16 protein-coding genes and 1 other RNA gene are annotated in these 21,304 nt (G+C 39.4%); 7 read left to right on the top strand and 10 right to left on the bottom strand.

Going from position 1 to position 21,304, the window contains the following annotated elements; translation table 11 throughout:
* Nucleotides 1-107: 107 nt before the first annotated feature.
* Both K8F54_RS02775 and ffs read right to left on the bottom strand, forming a co-directional pair.
* A complete protein-coding gene (locus K8F54_RS02775; RefSeq protein ID WP_290786671.1) occupies nt 108-917 on the bottom strand; it encodes an SDR family oxidoreductase in 810 nt (269 codons plus the stop codon).
* A gap of 95 nt (nt 918-1,012) precedes the next feature.
* An RNA gene (gene ffs / locus K8F54_RS02770) (signal recognition particle sRNA small type) lies at nt 1,013-1,111 on the bottom strand.
* An 88-nt stretch (nt 1,112-1,199) separates the two neighbouring features.
* Between ffs and K8F54_RS02765 the strand changes: the two genes are divergently transcribed.
* The 3 genes from K8F54_RS02765 (at nt 1,200) to K8F54_RS02755 (ending at nt 4,716) form a co-directional block, all read left to right on the top strand.
* Nucleotides 1,200-2,255: a glutaminyl-peptide cyclotransferase gene (locus K8F54_RS02765; protein WP_290786669.1), complete on the top strand. Its 1,056-nt coding sequence runs from the start codon at nt 1,200-1,202 to the stop codon at nt 2,253-2,255.
* Nucleotides 2,256-2,392: 137 nt separating this feature from the next.
* The gene (locus tag K8F54_RS02760; RefSeq protein WP_290786666.1) at nt 2,393-3,931 is read left to right on the top strand and encodes a hypothetical protein; all 1,539 of its coding nucleotides are present in this window, start codon (nt 2,393-2,395) and stop codon (nt 3,929-3,931) included.
* Nucleotides 3,932-4,164: 233 nt separating this feature from the next.
* Entirely contained in the window at nt 4,165-4,716 is a 552-nt protein-coding gene (locus K8F54_RS02755) for a hypothetical protein (protein WP_290786664.1), read from the top strand.
* A 72-nt stretch (nt 4,717-4,788) separates the two neighbouring features.
* Here the strand turns inward: K8F54_RS02755 and K8F54_RS02750 are convergent, their stop codons facing one another.
* The 5 genes from K8F54_RS02750 to glyA all read right to left on the bottom strand — a co-directional run bounded on the left by K8F54_RS02750 (nt 4,789) and on the right by glyA (nt 9,187).
* On the bottom strand, nt 4,789-4,980 hold the full coding sequence (locus K8F54_RS02750; RefSeq protein WP_100804256.1) for a cold-shock protein: 192 nt from the start codon (nt 4,978-4,980) through the stop codon (nt 4,789-4,791).
* A 61-nt stretch (nt 4,981-5,041) separates the two neighbouring features.
* Nucleotides 5,042-5,578: a nuclear transport factor 2 family protein gene (locus tag K8F54_RS02745; RefSeq protein WP_290786660.1), complete on the bottom strand. Its 537-nt coding sequence runs from the start codon at nt 5,576-5,578 to the stop codon at nt 5,042-5,044.
* A gap of 31 nt (nt 5,579-5,609) precedes the next feature.
* Nucleotides 5,610-7,340: an FG-GAP-like repeat-containing protein gene (locus K8F54_RS02740; RefSeq protein ID WP_290786658.1), complete on the bottom strand. Its 1,731-nt coding sequence runs from the start codon at nt 7,338-7,340 to the stop codon at nt 5,610-5,612.
* Nucleotides 7,341-7,399: 59 nt separating this feature from the next.
* Nucleotides 7,400-7,909, bottom strand: a complete 510-nt coding sequence (locus tag K8F54_RS02735; RefSeq protein WP_290786655.1) for a GNAT family N-acetyltransferase — start codon at nt 7,907-7,909, stop codon at nt 7,400-7,402.
* 3 nt (nt 7,910-7,912) lie between these two features.
* Nucleotides 7,913-9,187: a serine hydroxymethyltransferase gene (gene glyA / locus K8F54_RS02730; RefSeq protein WP_290786653.1), complete on the bottom strand. Its 1,275-nt coding sequence runs from the start codon at nt 9,185-9,187 to the stop codon at nt 7,913-7,915.
* Between the two features lie 107 nt (nt 9,188-9,294).
* Between glyA and fahA the strand changes: the two genes are divergently transcribed.
* Both fahA and K8F54_RS02720 read left to right on the top strand, forming a co-directional pair.
* Nucleotides 9,295-10,575, top strand: a complete 1,281-nt coding sequence (gene fahA / locus K8F54_RS02725; RefSeq protein ID WP_290786651.1) for a fumarylacetoacetase — start codon at nt 9,295-9,297, stop codon at nt 10,573-10,575.
* Between the two features lie 50 nt (nt 10,576-10,625).
* Nucleotides 10,626-11,810: a hypothetical protein gene (locus K8F54_RS02720; protein WP_290786649.1), complete on the top strand. Its 1,185-nt coding sequence runs from the start codon at nt 10,626-10,628 to the stop codon at nt 11,808-11,810.
* Nucleotides 11,811-11,838: 28 nt separating this feature from the next.
* Here K8F54_RS02720 and ytxJ read toward each other — a convergent pair whose 3' ends face one another.
* Both ytxJ and K8F54_RS02710 read right to left on the bottom strand, forming a co-directional pair.
* The gene (ytxJ, locus tag K8F54_RS02715) at nt 11,839-12,231 is read right to left on the bottom strand and encodes a bacillithiol system redox-active protein YtxJ (RefSeq protein WP_290786647.1); all 393 of its coding nucleotides are present in this window, start codon (nt 12,229-12,231) and stop codon (nt 11,839-11,841) included.
* Between the two features lie 110 nt (nt 12,232-12,341).
* Entirely contained in the window at nt 12,342-14,396 is a 2,055-nt protein-coding gene (locus K8F54_RS02710; protein ID WP_290786644.1) for a tail fiber domain-containing protein, read from the bottom strand.
* A 142-nt stretch (nt 14,397-14,538) separates the two neighbouring features.
* Between K8F54_RS02710 and K8F54_RS02705 the strand changes: the two genes are divergently transcribed.
* Complete coding sequence (locus K8F54_RS02705; protein WP_290786642.1) at nt 14,539-17,097, top strand: ATP-binding protein; 2,559 nt, start codon at nt 14,539-14,541, stop codon at nt 17,095-17,097.
* A 98-nt stretch (nt 17,098-17,195) separates the two neighbouring features.
* Complete coding sequence (gene clpB / locus K8F54_RS02700) at nt 17,196-19,799, top strand: ATP-dependent chaperone ClpB (protein WP_290786640.1); 2,604 nt, start codon at nt 17,196-17,198, stop codon at nt 19,797-19,799.
* Nucleotides 19,800-19,894: 95 nt separating this feature from the next.
* Here clpB and K8F54_RS02695 read toward each other — a convergent pair whose 3' ends face one another.
* On the bottom strand, nt 19,895-21,193 hold the full coding sequence (locus K8F54_RS02695; RefSeq protein ID WP_290786638.1) for a T9SS type A sorting domain-containing protein: 1,299 nt from the start codon (nt 21,191-21,193) through the stop codon (nt 19,895-19,897).
* Nucleotides 21,194-21,304 lie beyond the last annotated feature (111 nt).

The raw sequence follows: 21,304 nt of genomic DNA, 5'->3' as shown, positions 1-21,304 counted from the left end.
TTTGTTATGTAATGGATTAGCGGTATAAGTTGTTGCAAAAGTACACAAGATTAAAGGGCTTTGAAACCTTTCTGTTAAAAATATTTTTTCGAGTAAAAGCTTGAATTTTATTTCAGCTTATAATGGTTCATCAACATGCGCTCGTAGAGCTTGTCGGGTAGGATTCTTTTTAAGACAATGGAAAATTTCTGAAGAAAAGCACCCACCTTATAATGAATCCGCGGATTCTCTGCCTGAATTATTTTGTAGATAGCACGGGCCATTTCTTTCGGGTCCTCGCCCTGTTCCACATGCGCATTCATCATATCCAATGTATTTGAATACGCCTTTTTATAGGGGGAATCATCGAGCAAGGGTGCGTGATACCGCCCCGAAGCAATATTGGTAGCAAAATCGCCTGGCGCGATATTGGTCATTCGAATTCCGAATTGCATCACTTCCATTCTATATGCTTCGGTGGTAATTTCGAGCGCCGCCTTGGTAGCGCTGTAGATCCCGCGATACGGCAATCCCATATATCCTGCAATCGAGGTAATGTTCAATATCTGTCCGCCTTGTTGCTTGCGCATTTGTGGCAACACCATTTTCATCACATAGAGCGGGCCGTACAGATTGGTATCGAATGCCTTTTTAATTTCGGCCATGGGCGTTTCCTCAATAGGGCCCGTAATACCGACCCCAGCATTATTGATAACCACGTCTATTCTGCCCTCCTTTTGAATAATTTCAGCAATGGCTTCGGAAATCGATGCAGGGTCTAAAACGTCCATTTTTAACAACGGAAAATTGCAAACAGCCGTATATTTTTCGGGAGATCGACTTGTGCCATACACGCTAAGCCCTTTTTCAGAAAGGAATTCGGCGATTGCCTTTCCAATTCCTGAAGAACCACCTGTAATTAGAACAACTTTAGCCATAGTATTTGCTTGCGAGAGACAAAGATGCGGTTACGGTACTACTTTTCCAAATTGCAGTACAAAAATCGGTTGCGCACGAGAATATAGCGCACAAAAAATGGCAAGCTACCTACATCACACCGCTACGACCGTATACCCTTGCTGCGTTCCCGCCCTGGGGGATTCAACAGGAGCTGGTTGTGTAGGACTTGCCGGTGCAAATATACGGCAATTTGTAAGTTGATACAAGAATTTTTAGTTCTAGATTTTAATAAATAACTTGCCAAAAAATTGAAGAGGCCCATGAAAGTTTATAACCTTGTCACCCTGACGCTTTTAGTACTGTTAATTGCCGGCTGCGGAAGTGGTTCGGAAAGTGATGCTGATCTTTTTTCCATCCAAATAAAGAGCGGAAAGAAATCATTCAACCCCACCGAAAATTTTGTAGTTTCTGTAAAAAGTAAAAAAAATACGGAAATTGAATCGGTTACCTATTTGTTGGATGGCACCGAAATTGCTTCCAATTCGGGAAATAAGGAAACCATTGTTCAGTTGGAAGATCAAAAATTAGGTGTTCGCTCGCTCACGGCCGCAATCACTTCAGAGGGAACCTCCTATTCCATCACAAAAAATATAACCATAGTAGCGGCAGAAACACCAAAATTATACACCTACAGCATTCTGGAAACCTATCCACACGATATCGAAGCCTATACCCAGGGTCTTGAATTTGTGAACGACACCCTTTATGAAAGTACCGGACAGTATCGCTCCTCTTCGTTGCGCAAAACCAATTATAAAACAGGAGCCGTTTTTGAAAAAATTGCCTTAGAAGATCAATTTTTCGGGGAGGGCTTAACTGTTTTAAACAATAAGATCTTCCAACTTACTTGGCGTGAAAACACAGGATTTATATACGACCTCAATTCGTTTAAAAAGACGGGTACCTTTGCCTATGGGAAAAGCAAGGAAGGATGGGGACTGTGTAACGACGGGAAGGCAATTTATAAAAGTGATGGCACCGAAAAGATTTGGACGTTGAATGCGGAGACCCTAACGGAAGAAGGATTTATTGAAATTTATACAAATACCAGCAAGATCCCTAATGTGAACGAACTGGAATGGGTGGATGGAAAAATTTATGCCAATGTCTATCAGCGGGATGCCATTGCCATTGTCAACCCTGCTTCGGGAGCTGTAGAAGGCGTAATCGACATGAAAGGACTTCAGAAAAAAGTGGCACAACACGATAAATTGGATGTGCTAAACGGCATTGCTTATAAGGGAGAACCCAACATTATCTATGTGACCGGAAAAAACTGGGACAAACTGTTTAAAATAGAAATAAAGGAAAAGTAACGCGCCATTTTGAAGTAGTATCGAACCTCGTTTTGGGGTAGTAATGGACGATCTGCCATTGTTTCTTATTGAAAACTTCTTAGGTTAACAATAATAAGCTTTATAAAAAGTTATATTTTTACTGAAAATTATTTTTAATGAAGTATTTATACGGATTGGCACTACTCTCGTGCCTCGTTTTATGGAGTTCTTGCCGTAATGATTTTGAAAGTGTTCCCAGTACAGGAAACCTTGAGTTTTCAAGTGATACGGTATACCTAGACACCATTTTTTCAAATATTGGCTCTAGCACTTACAATTTAAAAGTCTACAACCGAAGCGACGAAGATATCAATATACCCACACTGCGCTTGGGCGAAGGAGAGGCTTCCTACTATCGACTGAACGTCGACGGCGTACCGGGGAAAGTGTTTGAAAATGTACAGGTATTGGCAAAGGACAGTATCTTCATTTTTGTTGAAACAACCATTGATATAGCTAATTTTCCGAATCCCGATAATGCATTCATATATACAGACCAGATTCTTTTTGACAGTGGTGCCAACGAACAAAAAGTTGAATTGGTGACCTTGGTTCAGGATGCGGTTTTCCTTTTCCCCGCAGACTTGGGCGATGGTATTTTTGAAACCTTAAACTTGGGGATGGACGACGATGGTAACGATATTTTGATTGAAGGATTCTTTCTGGATGATTCCGAATTGACCTTTACCAATGAAAAACCTTATGTTATTTACGGCTATGCCGCTGTGGATGTTGGTAAAACACTCACCGTGCAACCTGGAGCCCGTGTGCACTTCCATGCCAATAGCGGTATTTTAGTAGCGAATACCGGATCGATCAAATCGATTGGTTTACCCAGCAACGATCCTGAACTCATGGAAAATGAGATCATTTTTGAAGGAGATCGCCTGGAACCGGGATTTGCCGATATTCCGGGGCAATGGGGCACCATTTGGCTTACAGCAGGGAGCACCAACAACGAATTTGAATACACCACTATTAAAAATAATGTGGTGGGAATCTTAATGGACAGCAACGACGGAGATCGCACCTTAACCCTTAAAAATGTGCAAATCTATAATACAGCCAATGTAGGATTATTGGCAAGAAGTGGAAACGTCTACGGTGAGAATATGGTTATTAACAATGCGGGGCAGTCGGCATTGGCCTGTTCTATTGGTGGTACCTATACCTTCAATCATTGTACCTTTGCAAATTATTGGACCGGCAGCTTCAGAAGTTTCCCAACGGTTCAGCTGGACAATGTACTGGATGAGAACAATGGGGTAGATATGTTTGCCCGTTTCAACAATTGTATTATTTACGGAAGTGAACAAAGAGAGCTTGGTCTTTTCAATATCCCGGGAGCCGATTTCGATTTTAGGTTTACGAATAGCTTGATTCGATTTGAAGATCCAAATGGCGATTTTGAAGATGACCCCAATTATCTATTCAGCGATACCAATTTATATGAAAACATACTTCGGAATGTAGATCCGGTATTTCAGAACAAAAACTTAAACAATTTCAATATAGAGATGGGAACCTCAGGTGCCGAAAATCTGGGAATTACACCTACCACACCTCCTGTCGCCATTGATCTCAATGGAACTACCAGAGCAAACCCTTCGGATGCAGGCGCCTACGAAAGTATTGTTTTTCCGGTCGAGGATTAGGTTTTACAAGCTATATAATAATAAAAAGCCCATCTAACGATGGGCTCTTTTATTCTATAAATTTATACTACTAAAGATCAGTGCATTAGAAAATAATTTGTATATTTAATTGTAGATTACAACTCCTCTTTTATTAAACCCTTTTCATTTAATTATTGACTTATCCCCATTTTATCATTGTAGCTATTTTATAGTTGCGGTTTAGATTAGAGTATTAACCAATATTTTATATTATGAGCACTGTAATTAGAATTTCACGGCTAAGGCTGTGGGCTGTAGCAATCGCAAGTGGATGTATGATAATACTTTCAAGTTGCGAAAAAGAGCAACTAACCAATGAATCTGAAAATTTGGTAATAGAAATCGACGGAACATCCAATCGAGGAAGTGGCCCCTCGGCAAATGGGCAGGGAACATTAACGAATCCCGATGGATCCATAAGACATTTTTCTTTTCACGCCAGAGAGAAAAATAATGGAAGTATCCAAGGAAATGGTGTATTGACTTATGGTGGTGGTTTATTAAAAATTAAATTTGATATTGACTGCCTTCAAGTTATGGGAAATACCGCTCAATTATCAGGAATTATTACCTCCTGGAGTGATAATCCCGACGGAGTTGGTTGGGGTATTTGGTTTAAAGTAATTGATAATGGCGAAGGTAACAATGCTGATCCTGATGAAATTACCAGATTAGGCAATAATCCGGATCCATTGGATTGTACCATCGACTATGGAATTGAACTCTATCAGATAGAAGGAGGAAACATTCAGGTAAAACCATAATCCTTCTTGTTTGTAACCAATAAAAAAGCCCATCTAACGATGGGCTCTTTACTTCAAAAAGTGAAAGAAATATTATAGTACTCTTACGTTTACTGCGTTTAATCCTTTTTTACCTTCTTTAAGTTCAAATTCTACTTTGTCATCTTCACGGATCTCATCGATCAAACCTGAAATGTGTACAAAATGTTCTTTGTTTGTGTCGTCTTCAGTGATAAAACCAAATCCTTTGGAATCGTTGAAGAACTTTACTGTGCCTGTTTGCATTATAATAAAATTAAATAATTAAGCTGCGAAGGTAGTATTATAAATTGATTAACACACGAATTTATGATTTTTTATCGGTCGATTTTTCTACGGAACTGGCGTGATCCTTTATTACATACCACTTCCCGTCTATTTTTTGAAGTACATAACTCACGATCATTCTGTTAAAATATGGTACTCCGTCTCGTTTGGGTTCACGATAAACGATTTCTGTGATTGCCATACCCAGGTCTTTTCCTACCTCGGTATTTAAAATCTTAGTTTCAAAAGTCCAGTCCGGCATCGCAAACCACTCTCTATGATAGTCCATAAAACCATCTACCGAATCAATTATTTCGGAACCGGGTAATATAAGTAGCATATTTCCATTGGGAGACATTGTTTCTTGCAATCGTACAAGGTCTCTGTTTGATACCGCATCCAAATGCGTTTGCATCACCGCTGTGAAGGCTTCTTTATTGGCTTGGAGAGCTTCGGCAGTACTCAATGGATCCGCCTCCGGCTGGGTTTCTTCCGAAGTTGTCGTATTGCATGCCACCAAAATGCAGCAGCAAAATAATAGTAGTTTCGGTTTTATAAGATTTTGAATATATACCATAGATAATTTGTTTTTCTGTTTAAAATTCATTTTAATGAATTAGTACCTTTTTCACTCCGTAATTTTCAAAAATGAGGTAATATACTCCTTTGGAATAGGCCGAAATATCTAATACTTCTGAAAGTGATTCCAATTTTTCTGAAAAAAGAATCCGTCCCTGTGCATCTGTCATTCGTACTGAAGTTGGGAGTAATTCTCTCGGAATTTGTACCTGAAGGATGCCCTGCGTAGGATTCGGAAATACAATAACAGTCCCTTCCGAAGCAACCTCCTCACCAACAGCCAAGACATTGCTGCCCTCTACTAGCGTGCCGTGAATATTGATGGGCGGGTTATTAATAATGTCTACAATGCCGCTTAACCAAGTAACTTTAATATAATCTATGGTAGTTGCCGAACCAATTCCGAAAAACTCATAACCCGAATTCTGTGCAATATACCCCTCACCACATAAGGTATAGTTGTACTGTTTCTGTCCATTGACCGAAATTTCTAACCAAGAACCAATCCCCTGCCGATTACTCACATCTCCTTGTAATTTGATCTTAATCCAATTATTGGTTTGCGGGCTGAGATTGTGCCAAAGGTAAATATCATCCGGCTGAAAGTTCAATACACACATATCGGGATATCCGTCATTGGTTATATCGCCCATAGCATTGGCATAACTTCGCCCCACATCATTCTCGAATCCGGCATTGGTTGGAATTGTATACATACCCGAGCCGTTGTTTTCATAAAAAGCGGATGTCAAATACTGCGACTGTGCATCGGTAAACAAACTACTTACATACAAATCTAGATCGGCGTCATTTTCGGCATCGATAAAAACGGCACCCCAGGCATACGATTCCATGAAGGTTCCGTTGGTTTGGGCTACATCGGTAAATGTGCCATCGCCATTATTTTTCAGAAAAACATTTCCTTCGGGCGTATTGGTAATATAGATATCCAACCAACCGTCTCGATTATAATCACCTATAGTGTTGGACATGGCCGAAACACCAACATTGGCTCCTGAAGCAGCACTCACATCGGTAAAAGTGCCATCCCCATTGTTTTCATATAAAATATTCAAATTCCACGGACGATCGTTTGCCATATAAATATCTTGTAACCCGTCATTATTATAATCGAAAAACACCGAACAGAAGGTCGTATAATCATTGGTTGAGATGCCTACGCTCACGGTGACATCTGTAAAGGTTTGATCCCCATTGTTGCGATAGAGTCGGTTGTGAATAGCACTGTTATTCAGGTCACGAGAGCTGATAAAAAGATCCAACCAACCGTCATTATTGTAATCACCCCAAGAACCACCCCAGGCATCGTAATCGGGCACAGCAAGGCCGGCAGCAGGGCTAATATCGGAAAACTGCATATTCCCATCGTTCTCATACAATCGGTAGGCATGGGTATTACTCACCGAAAACAGGTCGTAGTCGCCATCATTATCGAAATCGACCCATTGTACCGTCTTGGTTTCGGCTAATTGATCGGAAAAATTAAGGTTGATCTGTGCAAAGGACCCCTGATTATTTTGAAAGAAGCGAATGGGTTCTCCAAATTCAGAAGACACCGTTATATCGTCCCAACCATCTGCATTAAAATCGAAAAAGGAGATACCTCCTCCCAAAGTACCCACACCATACGAAGAATTTTCACAGCCCAAAAGTGCGGATTGTTCACTAAACTGAATCTGTGTCCATAGCGAGGATGAGCTATTGAAGATCAAGAAAACAAACAAGTAATATTGCTTCATGCTTCAGAAATTACATGGAAAATTGTCTTAAAACAACTACTTATAAATGTATGAAAAAATTAGGATTTGGTGGAGAAAAGCAACAATTCTTCGTCATCCTCCTTAATTTTCACCCTATCGACTTCCTTCAAACCCAGTTTGTTAAGTAATTTGATCGAGCTGTGATTTTTGGGTAAGGTGATTCCTAAGATGGTATCAAAGTCTAAGTCATTTCGTGCGAAGTCCATGGTAGCCGAAACTGCCTCGTATGCATATCCCATATTAAAGTAATCGGGAAGGAAGGCAAAACCAATATCCGGGTGTTCAAATTGTTCACGTTTATACAATCCAGAAGATCCAATGGACTGTCCGGTCGCTTTTAATTCTACTATAAACGCACCAAATCCATGGGTTACATAGCTACTCAAATAGTGTTTTTCAATATAGGCTTCGGCATCGGCGACAGAGTGAATATCTCTATCCCCTATGTATTTTAACCACCCCTCGCTGTTCATAAGTTTATGAATGAAAGGAGCGTCTTCCAGAGTATATGCCCGAAGCCTAAGACGTTCTGTTGTAAGGGATTTCATCTCCTACCTTTTAAACAAAGGCCGATCTGCCATCATTTGGTGGACTTTTTTAGAAATGGTTTCTAATTTGTCTTCATCCTGATAATTGGTCAGCACCTCATCTATCATTTCCACAATTTGCAACATTTCCTTTTCACCTAATCCCCGAGTCGTGACAGCGGCGGTCCCTACCCTAATGCCACTAGTCACAAAGGGAGATTTATCATCAAAGGGCACCATATTCTTATTTACCGTAATATCTGCTTTCCCTAAGGCTTCTTCGGCATCTTTACCACTTAGATTCTTGTTGCGAAGATCGATTAGCATCATATGATTATCGGTGCCTCCGGAGATCACCTTATAGCCTTTGTCCATGAACGCTTTTGCCATGACCGCCGCATTTTTCTTCACCTGGATCATATAATGCAAAAAGTCATCGGAAAGGGCTTCACCAAAGGCAATGGCTTTGGCCGCAATGATATGCATTAAAGGTCCGCCTTGGTTTCCCGGGAAAATTGCACTGTCAAGTAGAGAAGACATCTTTCGAAGACTACCATTCTTTAGCGTAATTCCGAAAGGATTATCAAAATCTTTTCCCATAAGGATCATTCCCCCGCGTGGTCCGCGCAAGGTTTTATGGGTTGTGGTAGTGACCACGTGACAATGCGGAATAGGATCACTAATAATGCCTTTGGCTATCAATCCTGCAGGATGCGCTATATCTGCAAATAGGATGGCGCCTATTTTGTCTGCAATCTCGCGGAAGCGTTTGTAATCGATCTCTCTGGAATAGGCCGAAGCACCCGCCAAGATCATTTTTGGTTTTTCACGAACAGCAATTTCTTCAATCTTATCGTAATTCAACATTCCTGTGGCTTCTTCAACTCCATAAAATATGGGATTGTATAATTTTCCCGAAAAATTCACCGGAGAACCGTGTGTTAAATGACCTCCATGAGACAGGTCGAATCCCAAAAAGGTATCTCCCGGTTGTAAACAGGCGGCAAAAACTGCGGTATTTGCCTGCGAACCGCTATGTGGTTGCACGTTGGCATACTCGGCACCGAAAAGTGTCTTGGCCCTATCGATGGCTATTTGTTCTACTTCATCTACCACCTCACAACCGCCGTAATAACGCTTTCCGGGATAGCCTTCGGCGTATTTATTGGTCAATACAGATCCGGCTGCTTCCATCACCTGATCGCTCACAAAATTTTCGGAAGCGATAAGTTCCAATCCGTTAAATTGGCGTTGTTTTTCGGCTTCTATCAATTCAAATATCTGTTCGTCGCGTTGCATATTTTTTCAGAAAAAGTTAATAAAAATCAAAAATAGTAAAAGCTTGTGGTTAGTTCCTCAGAAATTATATATTTGATTAACATTTTACAAACAACAAAAATTCTGCTATGCCATTAACTGCCAACGACCCATCGAGAAAAACGTGGCTGGATACGCCTTCGAACACCGACTTCCCCATTCAAAATATTCCATTCGGCGTATTTTTAACACGAGACGATATCATTACCATTGGTACCCGTATTGGCGATTACGCTATTGATTTGGGTGCCTTACATCAGTTGGGATACTTTAAGGGAATTGATCTCACCGACGATATTTTTTTACAAGACAGTTTAAATGATTTTATTGCCGATGGAAGAAAAACCTGGCGGTTGGTCCGAAATCGTATTTCCGATTTGTTTTTAGAAAGCAATGAGACCCTTAAAAATAATATGGAACATCGTCAAAAGGTCTTATTCACTATGAACGAGGTTGAAATGCAATTACCTGTGGATGTGGGTGACTATACCGACTTCTATGCCAGTAAGGAACATGCATTCAATGTAGGTTCCTTATTTCGCGATCCAGAAAACGCCTTACTTCCCAATTGGTTGCATATACCTATTGGATACCATGGAAGAAGTTCTTCTATTATTCCATCAGGTACACCAATACGCAGACCAATCGGGCAAACCAAACCAGGCGACTATGCAATTCCCGGATTTGGTCCAACCAAGTTATTGGATTTTGAATTGGAAATGGCCTTTATCACCACCGATTCAAACGATTTAGGGAAACGTGTGCCCATAGCCGAAGCCGAAAGCTATATTTTCGGATTGGTCTTATTTAACGATTGGAGTGCCCGAGATATTCAGGCATGGGAGTATGTTCCATTGGGACCTTTTCTTGGGAAAAGCTTTGCTTCAACAATTTCTCCTTGGATTGTAACCTTAGATGCATTGGAAGCCTTCAAGGTAGAGGGGCCTGTTCAAAATCCAGAACCACTACCCTACTTAAAACACGGTAAGAAGAAGAACTACGATATCAAATTGGAAGCGTCCATCATGCCCGAAGGTGGTGAAGAAACCATGGTATCCAAATCGAATTTTAAATATATGTATTGGTCGATGGCGCAGCAATTGACGCATCATACCGTGAACGGTTGTAATGTTCGTAGCGGGGATATGATGGGTAGTGGCACTATTTCGGGGCCTACCAAAGATTCGTATGGATCGATGTTGGAATTGACCTGGAAAGGCAAAAACCCAATCAAACTAAATGACGGCTCTGAGCGTAAATTCATCAACGATAATGATACGGTCATTCTTCGTGGCTATTGCCAAAATGAGAAGGTGCGAATTGGCTTTGGTGAATGCAGCGGGAAAGTACTTCCGGCGCACCCTTTTTAAGTTTGGCATCACAATTGTAATTCTCCTATCATAACCAAAATAGATTTGTTATGAGACATACTATTACCATATTCAGTCTGGCACTATTGCTCGTAGCGTGTAATAGTGTAAAAAGAAACCAAAAGTTGTTGGCTAAGGGAGATTACGATCGGTCGATCGAATTGGCCATAAAAAAACTTCAGAAGGATAAAAATTCAGAAAAAAATGATGCGCACATTGTCCTATTGGAAGAGGCATTTAGTAAGGCAGCCGATGAGGATAATCGTCGTATTTCTTTTCTGAAAAAGGAAAAGAATCCTGCCACTACCCGCGAGATCTACCATTTGTATACAGATCTTGAACATAGACAAAAATTATTACGTCCGTTGCTTCCTCTGTATAGCAATGCCTTAGGTAGAAATGCCAAATTCAAATTGGTAGATTATTCAAAAGACATTATCGCTTCTAAAAAAGCATTTACAGAGTATTTGTATGCCGAAGCAGGTCGCTATATGAATAGAAATACCATCGCCGATTACCGCACAGCCTATCATGTATATTGTGAAATAGATGAATTACAACCTAATTATAAAGATGTAAGGCAACTAAAAGACGACGCCCACTTTTATGGAACCGATTTTGTTTTTGTGTCGCTCAATAACCGAAGCGGACAGATCATTCCACATCGTTTGGAGCGGGATCTGTTAGATTTTAATACCTACGGTTTAGATGATTTTTGGACCGAATACCATAACGAACGACAACAAAATATTGATTACAATTTCGGGATTGCCTTAAATTTTAGGGAAATTGCCATTTCCCCTGAACGCATCTTTGAAAAAGAAGAGCTTAGAAAAAAAACAATCAAAGACGGCTGGGAATACAAACGTGACCGAAACGGGGACATTGTCAAGGACAGTCTTGGAAATGCTATCAAGATCGACAAATTTGTAACAATCTCTGCTCGCCTGTTCATGACCGAACAGACCAAATCGGCTCTGGTGGGTGGAGACGTTGTATATAGGGATCTCATTGCCAGACGTGACCTCAATAGCTATCCATTGGCTACCGAGTTTATCTTCGAAAATGTGTTTGCCACGTATCGCGGTGATAAGCGAGCTCTTGATACGGATGACTGGAATCTAATAAACAATCATTACGTTCATTTTCCAAGTGCTGAGCAAATGGTGTTCGATGCCGGAGAGGATATAAAGCTTAGGTTGAAGGATATATTAAAAAATAACGCAATACGCTAAATTGAAAGCTCCCCATTGGGAGCTTTTTTTATACAAATTTTTCTAAAACAGAAGCATCTATACTATGATGCGAAGCATGATGCACCGTATTCCCGTCTTTTATAATCAGTAACTGCGGACTTTGATGTATCACCTGAAATTTATAGCCTACTTCATCGGAAACATCCCTATGATTCAGTAAATCCAAAAAATACAATTTTATCTTTTCATCTTCAAGAGAATAACTACCTTCAAATTGCCGCAACACCATACGGCTGATACCACAACGGGTAGAATGTTTGAAAATAGCTATCGGTTTTGATTTAGATTCTTCAGTAATTGTTGCAAGTTGATCTAAGGAAGTCAATCGATGCCAGGGCACTTTTTTTACATCTTCCTTGGTCGTATTGTGTTGCGATTTAAATTTGTCGAAAAATCCCATGCTTTTTTTTTCAAAAGTACATTTTTCTTACTGTAGTTTTCTGAAAGAAATGATAAAAACCTGCCCGATTCCCCAAAATCGGACAGGTTTAAGGGCACTCCTCGAAAAAATTACCTATTTAATTTTGATTCTAGTATTTGAATTCGTGCTTCCAGATTTTTTAATTCTGAAACCTCTTTTTTTAAGTTGTCAATTTCTTTTTGTTGTTCTTGTAGTGCTTTCACCAATACAGGTACAAACTCTGCGTATCGCAAGCCGTAATGATCATTTTCGTTTTCAGGAAAATCTATACCATGAAAATCAAACTGAAGATCAGAAGCTGCTTTGGCAACCTCTTGTGCAATGAATCCTATTTGAATTTCAGATACCTTTGACTGTTCGGTATCCTTTAGCCTTACACTGTCTGGAGTTCTGTAAAAAGCTGCAATGGCATCAACATCTAATTGATAGGTTACCGGTCTTAATTTCATGATAAAATCAATTCCTTTTACATTTTGTCTAATATTAGTTTTGAACCTGCCATCTGATATATTTGTCCAATTGGCAAATCCTCCAATAGATGAAATATTGTTATCTCCTAATACAATGGTATTACTTGAATTAACTTGTGCATTATAACCTAATGCCATAGAATTAGCAATATTTGATACTGTAGAAAATGCAAAATAACCCATGGCAGTATTGTGATTACCAGAAACAATATTCGCCATAGCGTTATCTCCAATAGCCGTGTTGTTAATACCTGTGGTATTACTCCTAAGCGCTTCGTAGCCAATTCCAGTATTTCTAATACCATTTGTATTATCACGAAGCGATCTAAACCCAAAAGCAGAATTACGCTCTCCTGTAAGATTAAGGTAGAGCGAATGGTATCCTCCGGCGGTATTGTAATTCCCTGTAGTATTGACTACCATTGCTTCAGCCCCAATAGCAGTATTAAAGTCTCCATCGGTATTACCAGTTAATGACCTACTGCCTATTGCCGTATTATAAATTCCCGATACATTTTGATACATAGCTGTAGCGCCTATCGCGGTATTTCGGAAACCTGTTGTGTTATTGTTTAATGCCGTATATCCAATAGCCGTATTAAATGAACCATTATTTTTATATAATGCATCTTTACCAATTGCAGTGTTTTGCGAACCCGCCGCATTAGTATACATAGCGTTAAATCCCATGGCAGTATTATCTACACCCCCTATATTAGAATACATCGCTAAATTACCATAGACTACATTACCATTACCCGATGTGTTACTATACATGGCTCGATACCCTATGGCACAATTATTCCCTCCAATAGTATTGCTTCGTAAAGTTTCACTCCCAATGGCAGTGTTCCAAGACCCGATCGTATTTGCAAATAATGAATAAAAACCAAAAGAGACATTAGCATTACCCGATGTATTGTTCCAAGAAGAGGCATAACCAAATGCAGTATTACCATTACCAATAGTATTATTGCGCAATCCACCATAACCAACGGCTGTATTATTGCTTCCACTAGAATTAAAATAAAGCGCCCATTCTCCCAATGCTGTGTTATAATTGCCATCGATATTATTATAAAGGGCTTGATAGCCTAAAGCAGTATTATCGGTTCCTATTTGGTTTAAGTGTAATGTTTCATATCCCACAGCAGTGTTCCAACTCCCTGAAACATTCGTTCGCATAGCTCTATATCCCATAGCAAGATTATACCCTCCACCCACATTTGAATAAAGAGATTGGTATCCAACCCCTACATTTCTGTTATCTGTCTCATCGTCATTTGTTCCTGAATTTACACCCAAAAAAATAGAAGATCCGTCATTACTACCATCATTATCCGACTTTCCGTCGCTTAAATCATTAATTTTTTGAACTCCGATGTCAGTTAAGGAAACCCAACTAGACGTAGAATTGTTCCAATAATAAAACCCTTTTGAAGGTGAACCCAAACCCGTTACAAAGACCATCATACCATCTTGTGCTGCATTAGGTGCCGTTGAGGGGAACTCATCTATTTTAGGGATTAAAATACCATCGGTGTTTGCCGGTGTTGCTTGATTGGTGGAAACAATATCAAGTTGTGCGTTGGGAGTAACTGTCCCTATTCCTACCTGTGCATGTGTTATTCCGCATAAAATTAATGCAAGTATAACATACTGTAAAGTTTTCATAATGTGCCCTTTAAAATGATTATACCAAAATTAAAGTGCCTAATAATCAAACCCTTTCTCAAATTTGCCAATCGCTGGCTCAAATTTGCCAAACCACATATTGAGGTCTTTTTTTTAGTAAATTTGATAAGACTCATATAAAATGAAGTATTTCATCAAATGGCTTTTGCCCTTTTTTTTGGTATTACTTTCTCATAATTGCATTGGGCAGGATATCACATTTACCAATTATGTAAATAAATTTAAAGAAGCACAAAACCATATTAACCTCGGAGAATATAAAAAGGCCGCTACGCTTCATTATGCATTACTCAATTTTCTAGAACAAAAAAAGGAGTTCGTAAAAGATACTATAGACATTTGGTATACCAAGAATTACTATAGCTTATCTAGAATGTATCTATTTGAAGAAGATTTATTAAGTTTAAAATATGCAGACTCTACTATTTCATCTGCTTTAAGGACAGGAGATAACAAATTAATTTTCAGAGGGTATTCTCTTAAATATTATTGTTTATATGATGTTAAAGGGAAAGAAAAAACACTTGATTCTTTAGCGGATCAATGTATCCATTATTCATTACTTACAAAAGATCAAGAAGATTTAGCTGAAAGTTATATGCATAAATGCAATGCATTAGTAGAACTCAATTTACCTGAAAAAGCCTTTAATTACTGTAAGTTAGCCGAAAATATTTTTAATGAAACCACCGATGAGCAATACCTTTCTTCTGTTTTTAATAATATAGCCAATGTGTTCGTAAAAGGAGGGCAAATTGACAAGGCCTTAGCATATTATAAAAAATCACATCTTTTAGCGATTAAACTAAAAGATCAGGCACAGTTTTTAGTTTCATCCAGAAACCTTGCAGAAAAAAATGAGCTTGTTAAAAATTTTGAAGAGGCTTCAATATATTACCGACAGTATGGAGATAGTACAAAGGCCTATTTAGAGAAGAAATTACTTTCGGGTTTTACCGAAGCTGAGGCCAAATATAAAACCGAACAAAAAGACAGAGCCATCGCTGAGCAGCAACTCATTATTGCCAAACAAAACAACACGCGTAACCTCTATATTTTTTCTGCTATTGCATTATTATTACTGGCTTTAGGGATCTTTATGTGGTTAACTAACAAGCAGAAAAGAAAAAAACTTTTGGTTGAAACTGAACTCCAAAAAGAGCAAGAAATCAACGATTTACGAAGTAAATTCTTAGGTAATATCGCACACGAAATTCGCACCCCATTAACGCTAATTTCGGGTAATTTAAACCTTGCGTTGGAAAATTTTGATCATACGGAAAAAGCAAAAATGAACATTTCCATTGCATTAGAAAACAGCAAAAAGGTCACGAGCGATGCCAATGAAATACTGGAACTTCTCAAGTTTGAGAAAAACAAAATTACCCTTAACAAAACAATAGTTCTTCTAGATGAAACTTTAAAACGTATTGCACTTTCATTTGGCTCATTAGCCCAGATGAAGGAGATTTCACTGGTATATCATTCTGAAATTCCCAAAAATTATTATACGTCAATAGATTTAGAAAAAAACGAGAAAATCATCAATAACCTTATTTCCAATGCGATTAAATACTCCCCTTCAAAAAAAGAAATAAAAGTACACTGTGAGCTTGAAAATGAAATCCTTATTTTACAAGTAACCGATCAAGGAGAGGGAATTCATTATGATGAAACCGAAAAAATATTTGAACGCTTTTACCAATCACAAAATGCCGAAGCGGTGGGCGGAGTGGGTATTGGACTTTCACTTTCAAGAGAACTTGCGCAAATAATGGACGGCACTCTTACAGTTACAAGCGATTATGGAAAAGGAAGTACATTCATATTTACCCTTCCTGCTCCTCAAATAGCTTCGGAAGCTATTCCACAAAAGGTATTACCTCCAAAAGGAATCACTCCTTCGGAAGCACCTAAAAAAGTAGCAAAATCTGTAATAAAATCAAATATATTAATTGTAGAAGACAATCCACAGATGGCTTCTTATTTAAAGGAAATCCTATCCGAAAAACACCATTGCACCCTTGCTTTTGACGGCGAAGAGGCCATACAAAAAATAAAACAGGAATCCTTCGATTTAATTACTTCAGATATAATGATGCCCAAAGTGGACGGTTTCGAATTGCGAAAAAAATTAAACGAAGATGCCAAGTATAAAAACATACCTTTTATTCTTATTTCAGCAAAAACTCTGGAAGAAGATAAAATCCGAGGCTTTAAACTAGGAATTGACGATTACATCATCAAACCCTTCAACAAAAATGAACTTTCCGCGCGCATTGAAAATTTACTAAATAACAAAAGAGCTAGGGAGGCTTGGGAATTACAAAATAAAGACTTGGTAAACGACAATGAAAGTTCCGATCAAAAACTGCTAAAAACCATAGAAGCTATTGTGATTGAAAACCTAAGCAATGAAGATTTTAAAATAGACAGTCTCGCTGCAGGTGTAAATTATAGCCAGCGTCAACTCACACGTATTTTAAAACAGTATACAGGAATGACACCGGTACAGTTTATACTGGAAATTCGACTTCAAAAAGCCTATCAATTATTGCAACAAAGAACATTCTTTACGCTTAGCGAAGTTCGCTACGATGTGGGTATTCTTTCTTCTCCCTATTTCAATAAAAAGTTTAAGGAACGCTTTGGAATTGCTCCCTCGGAATTGCTTTCATAACTGCCTTTTTGTCCGAATTAAACGTTTTAAAGCCGTCAATTTGTCCTAATCTAATCATGGCGTACATTTTGAAATAACCCTTTCAAAAGTAAACAGCTATGAATTTTAATAATTTTACTATAAAATCACAAGAAGCCATTCAGCAAGCACAGCTGCTTGCGCAAAGTTTTGGACATCAACAAATTGAAAATGAACACCTATTAAAAGCCATTTTTGAAGTTGATGAAAATGTGGTTCCTTTTATTCTAAAAAAACTGAACGTAAACTTAGGACTGGTTCAGCAAATTCTGGATAAGCAATTGGAGAGCTTCCCAAAAGTTACGGGAGGAGATATCGTACTTTCTCGTGATGTCGGAAAAACGGTAAACGAGGCAAGTATCATTGCCAAAAAAATGAACGATGAATATGTTTCTATCGAGCATTTGTTGTTAGCGATATTTAATTCAAAAAGTAGCATTGCACAAACCTTGAAAGATCAAGGGGTCACTGAAAAAGGTCTAAAAAGTGCCATTGCCGAATTGCGCAAAGGCGATTCGGTTACTTCACAAAGTGCCGAAGAAACCTACAACGCATTGAATAAATATGCCCGTAACCTCAACCAATTGGCCAGAGATGGAAAATTGGATCCCGTAATTGGTCGAGATGAAGAAATTCGGCGAATTTTACAGATTCTTACCCGTCGTACGAAAAACAACCCCATGCTGGTGGGAGAACCCGGAACAGGGAAAACCGCTATTGCCGAAGGGTTAGCCCATCGTATTGTGGATGGTGATATACCTGAAAATCTAAAATCGAAGGAAGTATACTCGCTGGATATGGGTGCCTTAATTGCAGGTGCCAAATACAAGGGTGAGTTTGAAGAGCGGCTTAAAGCGGTTATCAAGGAAGTTACCTCAAGTGAGGGTGATATTGTCTTGTTTATAGACGAAATCCATACATTGGTTGGCGCAGGTGGTGGTCAAGGGGCCATGGATGCCGCCAATATTCTAAAACCTGCCTTGGCAAGAGGTGAACTTCGTGCCATTGGAGCAACTACCCTGGATGAATATCAAAAATACTTTGAAAAAGACAAGGCCTTAGAGCGTCGTTTTCAAAAGGTAATGGTAGATGAACCCGATACCGAAAGTGCTATCTCCATCTTACGTGGGATTAAAGAAAAATACGAAACACATCACAAAGTACGTATCAAAGATGAAGCTATTATCGCCGCAGTCGAGCTTTCTCAACGCTATATTACCAATCGGTTTTTACCCGATAAGGCAATCGATTTAATGGATGAGGCTGCTTCAAAACTGCGTATGGAGATCAATAGCAAACCTGAGGAGTTGGATGTTCTTGACAGAAAGATCATGCAGCTAGAGATTGAAATTGAAGCTATTAAGCGAGAAAAGGACGAAACAAAACTAAAAACACTTCGATCAGACCTTGCCAATTTAAAAGAAGAGCGCAATGAGCTGAATGCAAAGTGGAAAAGTGAAAAAGTAGTCGTGGATTCCATTCAACAGTTAAAAACTGAAATTGAAAACTACAGGCTGGAGGCAGAACGTGCCGAGCGCGAAGGTGACTTCGGAAAGGTGGCAGAACTTCGATATGGAAAAATAAAAGATGCGCAGGAAAAGCTTTCGAAATTGGAAACCCAGTTAGCAGAAAATCAAAGTGGTAGTTCTCTGATTAAGGAAGAAGTTACCAACGAAGATATTGCAGAGGTAGTTGCAAAATGGACCGGAATTCCGGTGATGAAAATGCTCCAGAGTGATCGGGAGAAATTGCTGAAACTAGAAACACAATTGCACAAAAGAGTGGTAGGACAGGAAGAAGCGATTGTAGCCGTGAGTGATGCTATTCGCCGAAGTAGAGCCGGTCTACAAGATGACAAGCGTCCTATTGGCTCCTTCCTCTTCTTAGGAACTACCGGAGTTGGTAAAACCGAATTGGCCAAAGCGCTGGCCGAATACTTGTTTGATGATGAAAATGCCATGACTCGGATCGATATGAGCGAATATCAGGAACGCCACAGTGTAAGTAGGTTGATAGGCGCTCCTCCGGGATATGTGGGCTATGATGAAGGTGGACAACTTACTGAAGCCGTACGTAGAAAGCCGTATTCTGTGGTATTGCTTGATGAAATTGAAAAGGCACATCCCGATACGTTCAATATTTTACTACAGGTATTGGATGAAGGTCGTTTGACCGACAATAAAGGGCGGGTAGCCGATTTTAAGAATACCATCATCATTATGACCAGCAATATGGGGAGTGATATAATTCAGGAACGATTTGAAGCCGTGAAGGACATTGATACAGCGATGGAAGCTGCCAAAATAGAGGTGCTTGCATTATTGCGACAAACAGTGCGTCCCGAGTTCCTTAATCGAATTGATGATATCATAATGTTTACACCATTAACAAAGTCGAATATCAAAGACATCGTTGGTCTACAACTAAAAGGTGTAACAAAGATGTTACAGAAACAACAAATCACCTTGGATGCTACCGATGAGGCCATTGCCTATCTTTCAGAAAGAGGATTCGATCCACAATACGGTGCCCGCCCGGTAAAACGAGTGATCCAGAAAGAAGTATTGAACGCCTTATCGAAGGAAATACTTTCGGGAAATGTTACAACAGATAGTATCATTCTATTGGATAGTTTTAACGACACCCTTGTTTTCCGAAACCAAGGAGATTTGGTGAAAAAATAAGGTTAGCGTTCCTTTTAAAAACGCATTCATGATTGGTTGGTTAGTTGAAAACCACCTGTTGCATGTGCAACAGGTGGTTTTTTTATTTGAAACTTTTATTCTTTCACCAGCTTAATGACTTTTGATCCAAATTCGGTTTCTACTTGCAAGAAATAGGAACCACTGGTAAAATTGGAAAGGTCAATTGCAATAGATGAATCATCAACTATTTTCGAAAGCACTTCTTGACCTAACATATTCATAATAGATATACGCTTCAGATTTTGATTATTCGACAGGGTCAATACGTCACCCACCGGATTCGGATAATACCGAAGACCTTCTAGAGATTCATCTTCAACTCCTAAAATTTCAGTAACAGTAATTGCTAACAATTCACTCTCACAACCACCCACGGTCTGACTAACATAATAGGTAGTCCCATCGACCAACGGTGTGGAATCTGGAATGACATTCGTACCACCGGCATCTGAATACCAAGTTAGATTCTGCCCCGTTACATCCAAGTCGGCCAGCGTTTGACCAGCTGTAAAGTTCTGAGCACTATCCCCTGTGGGCATTGCGGGTGCCGGTGTAACGGTTACTACTTCTTCTACTCTATCTGATGTACAAACCACACCGGGTGTGAAGGTCCAGTTATAAAAAAAGTAATATACCGTGGCATTGGTATCATTATCATTTATGGTACCTCCAAATACACTACCCGATGTTCCTATTGGATATGGAAATCCGGGATGTCCACTGGAAAATTCTCTCACCATTACCGGGCTGCTTTCCGCCACCAGATTATAATCGGTTCCCGCAGGAACGAAGAAATCTAAATTTACCGTAAACTGAACGGGAGTGGTCGAGTTCCCGGCAGGAGCCGAAACAGTAAGCTGTTCCATGATGTTAAGTCCGTTGTCTTTTAACTGCATTACAATATCTCCGGGGCTGGACGAAGCCAAGTAAACATCTACCGAGTTGATCGTAAAATCTTCTGTGGCGTCAAATGCCAATCCCCATGGACTGGTAACATTTACCACGGCCGACGCCGTTGTATTGGTTGGGGCCACACGTGCTCCCCCTGTTTGTGGTGTTCCGGAAGCTCCAACGAAGGCTTCAGCCCAAAAGGATGTAGTAGAACTTAACGGATCTGTGACAAATGGCGATCCTGTCCCAACTAGATTACCACCACTGGCAGCATCAAACCAGTTTACATTATCACCATTATGGGTAGCGGTTAGCGAGGCTGTTTCACCTTCGCAAATTGTGCCGGGACCCGATGTGTCTGTGATAACAGGGTCTACACATCCAGCGTTTTCCTGATTAGATTGGGCAACTGCCAGTGTTCCCAAAAAAAGGAAACAAATAAAGAACCCTTGCTTTATTGAAGTAACGTAATTTATTTTCATAGCTATCTATTTAATATTAATACTTCTAAGTTATTAAATACTTTGCAATTTTTTGATATAATCTACTCATATACTGTAGTTTTTAGTTTTTTTTGTAAAAAGTTTCATTGT

The sequence above is a fragment of the Altibacter sp. genome (assembly GCF_019913785.1).
Lineage (GTDB): Bacteria > Bacteroidota > Bacteroidia > Flavobacteriales > Flavobacteriaceae > Altibacter.
This window is presented reverse-complemented; position numbering and strand designations above follow the sequence as displayed.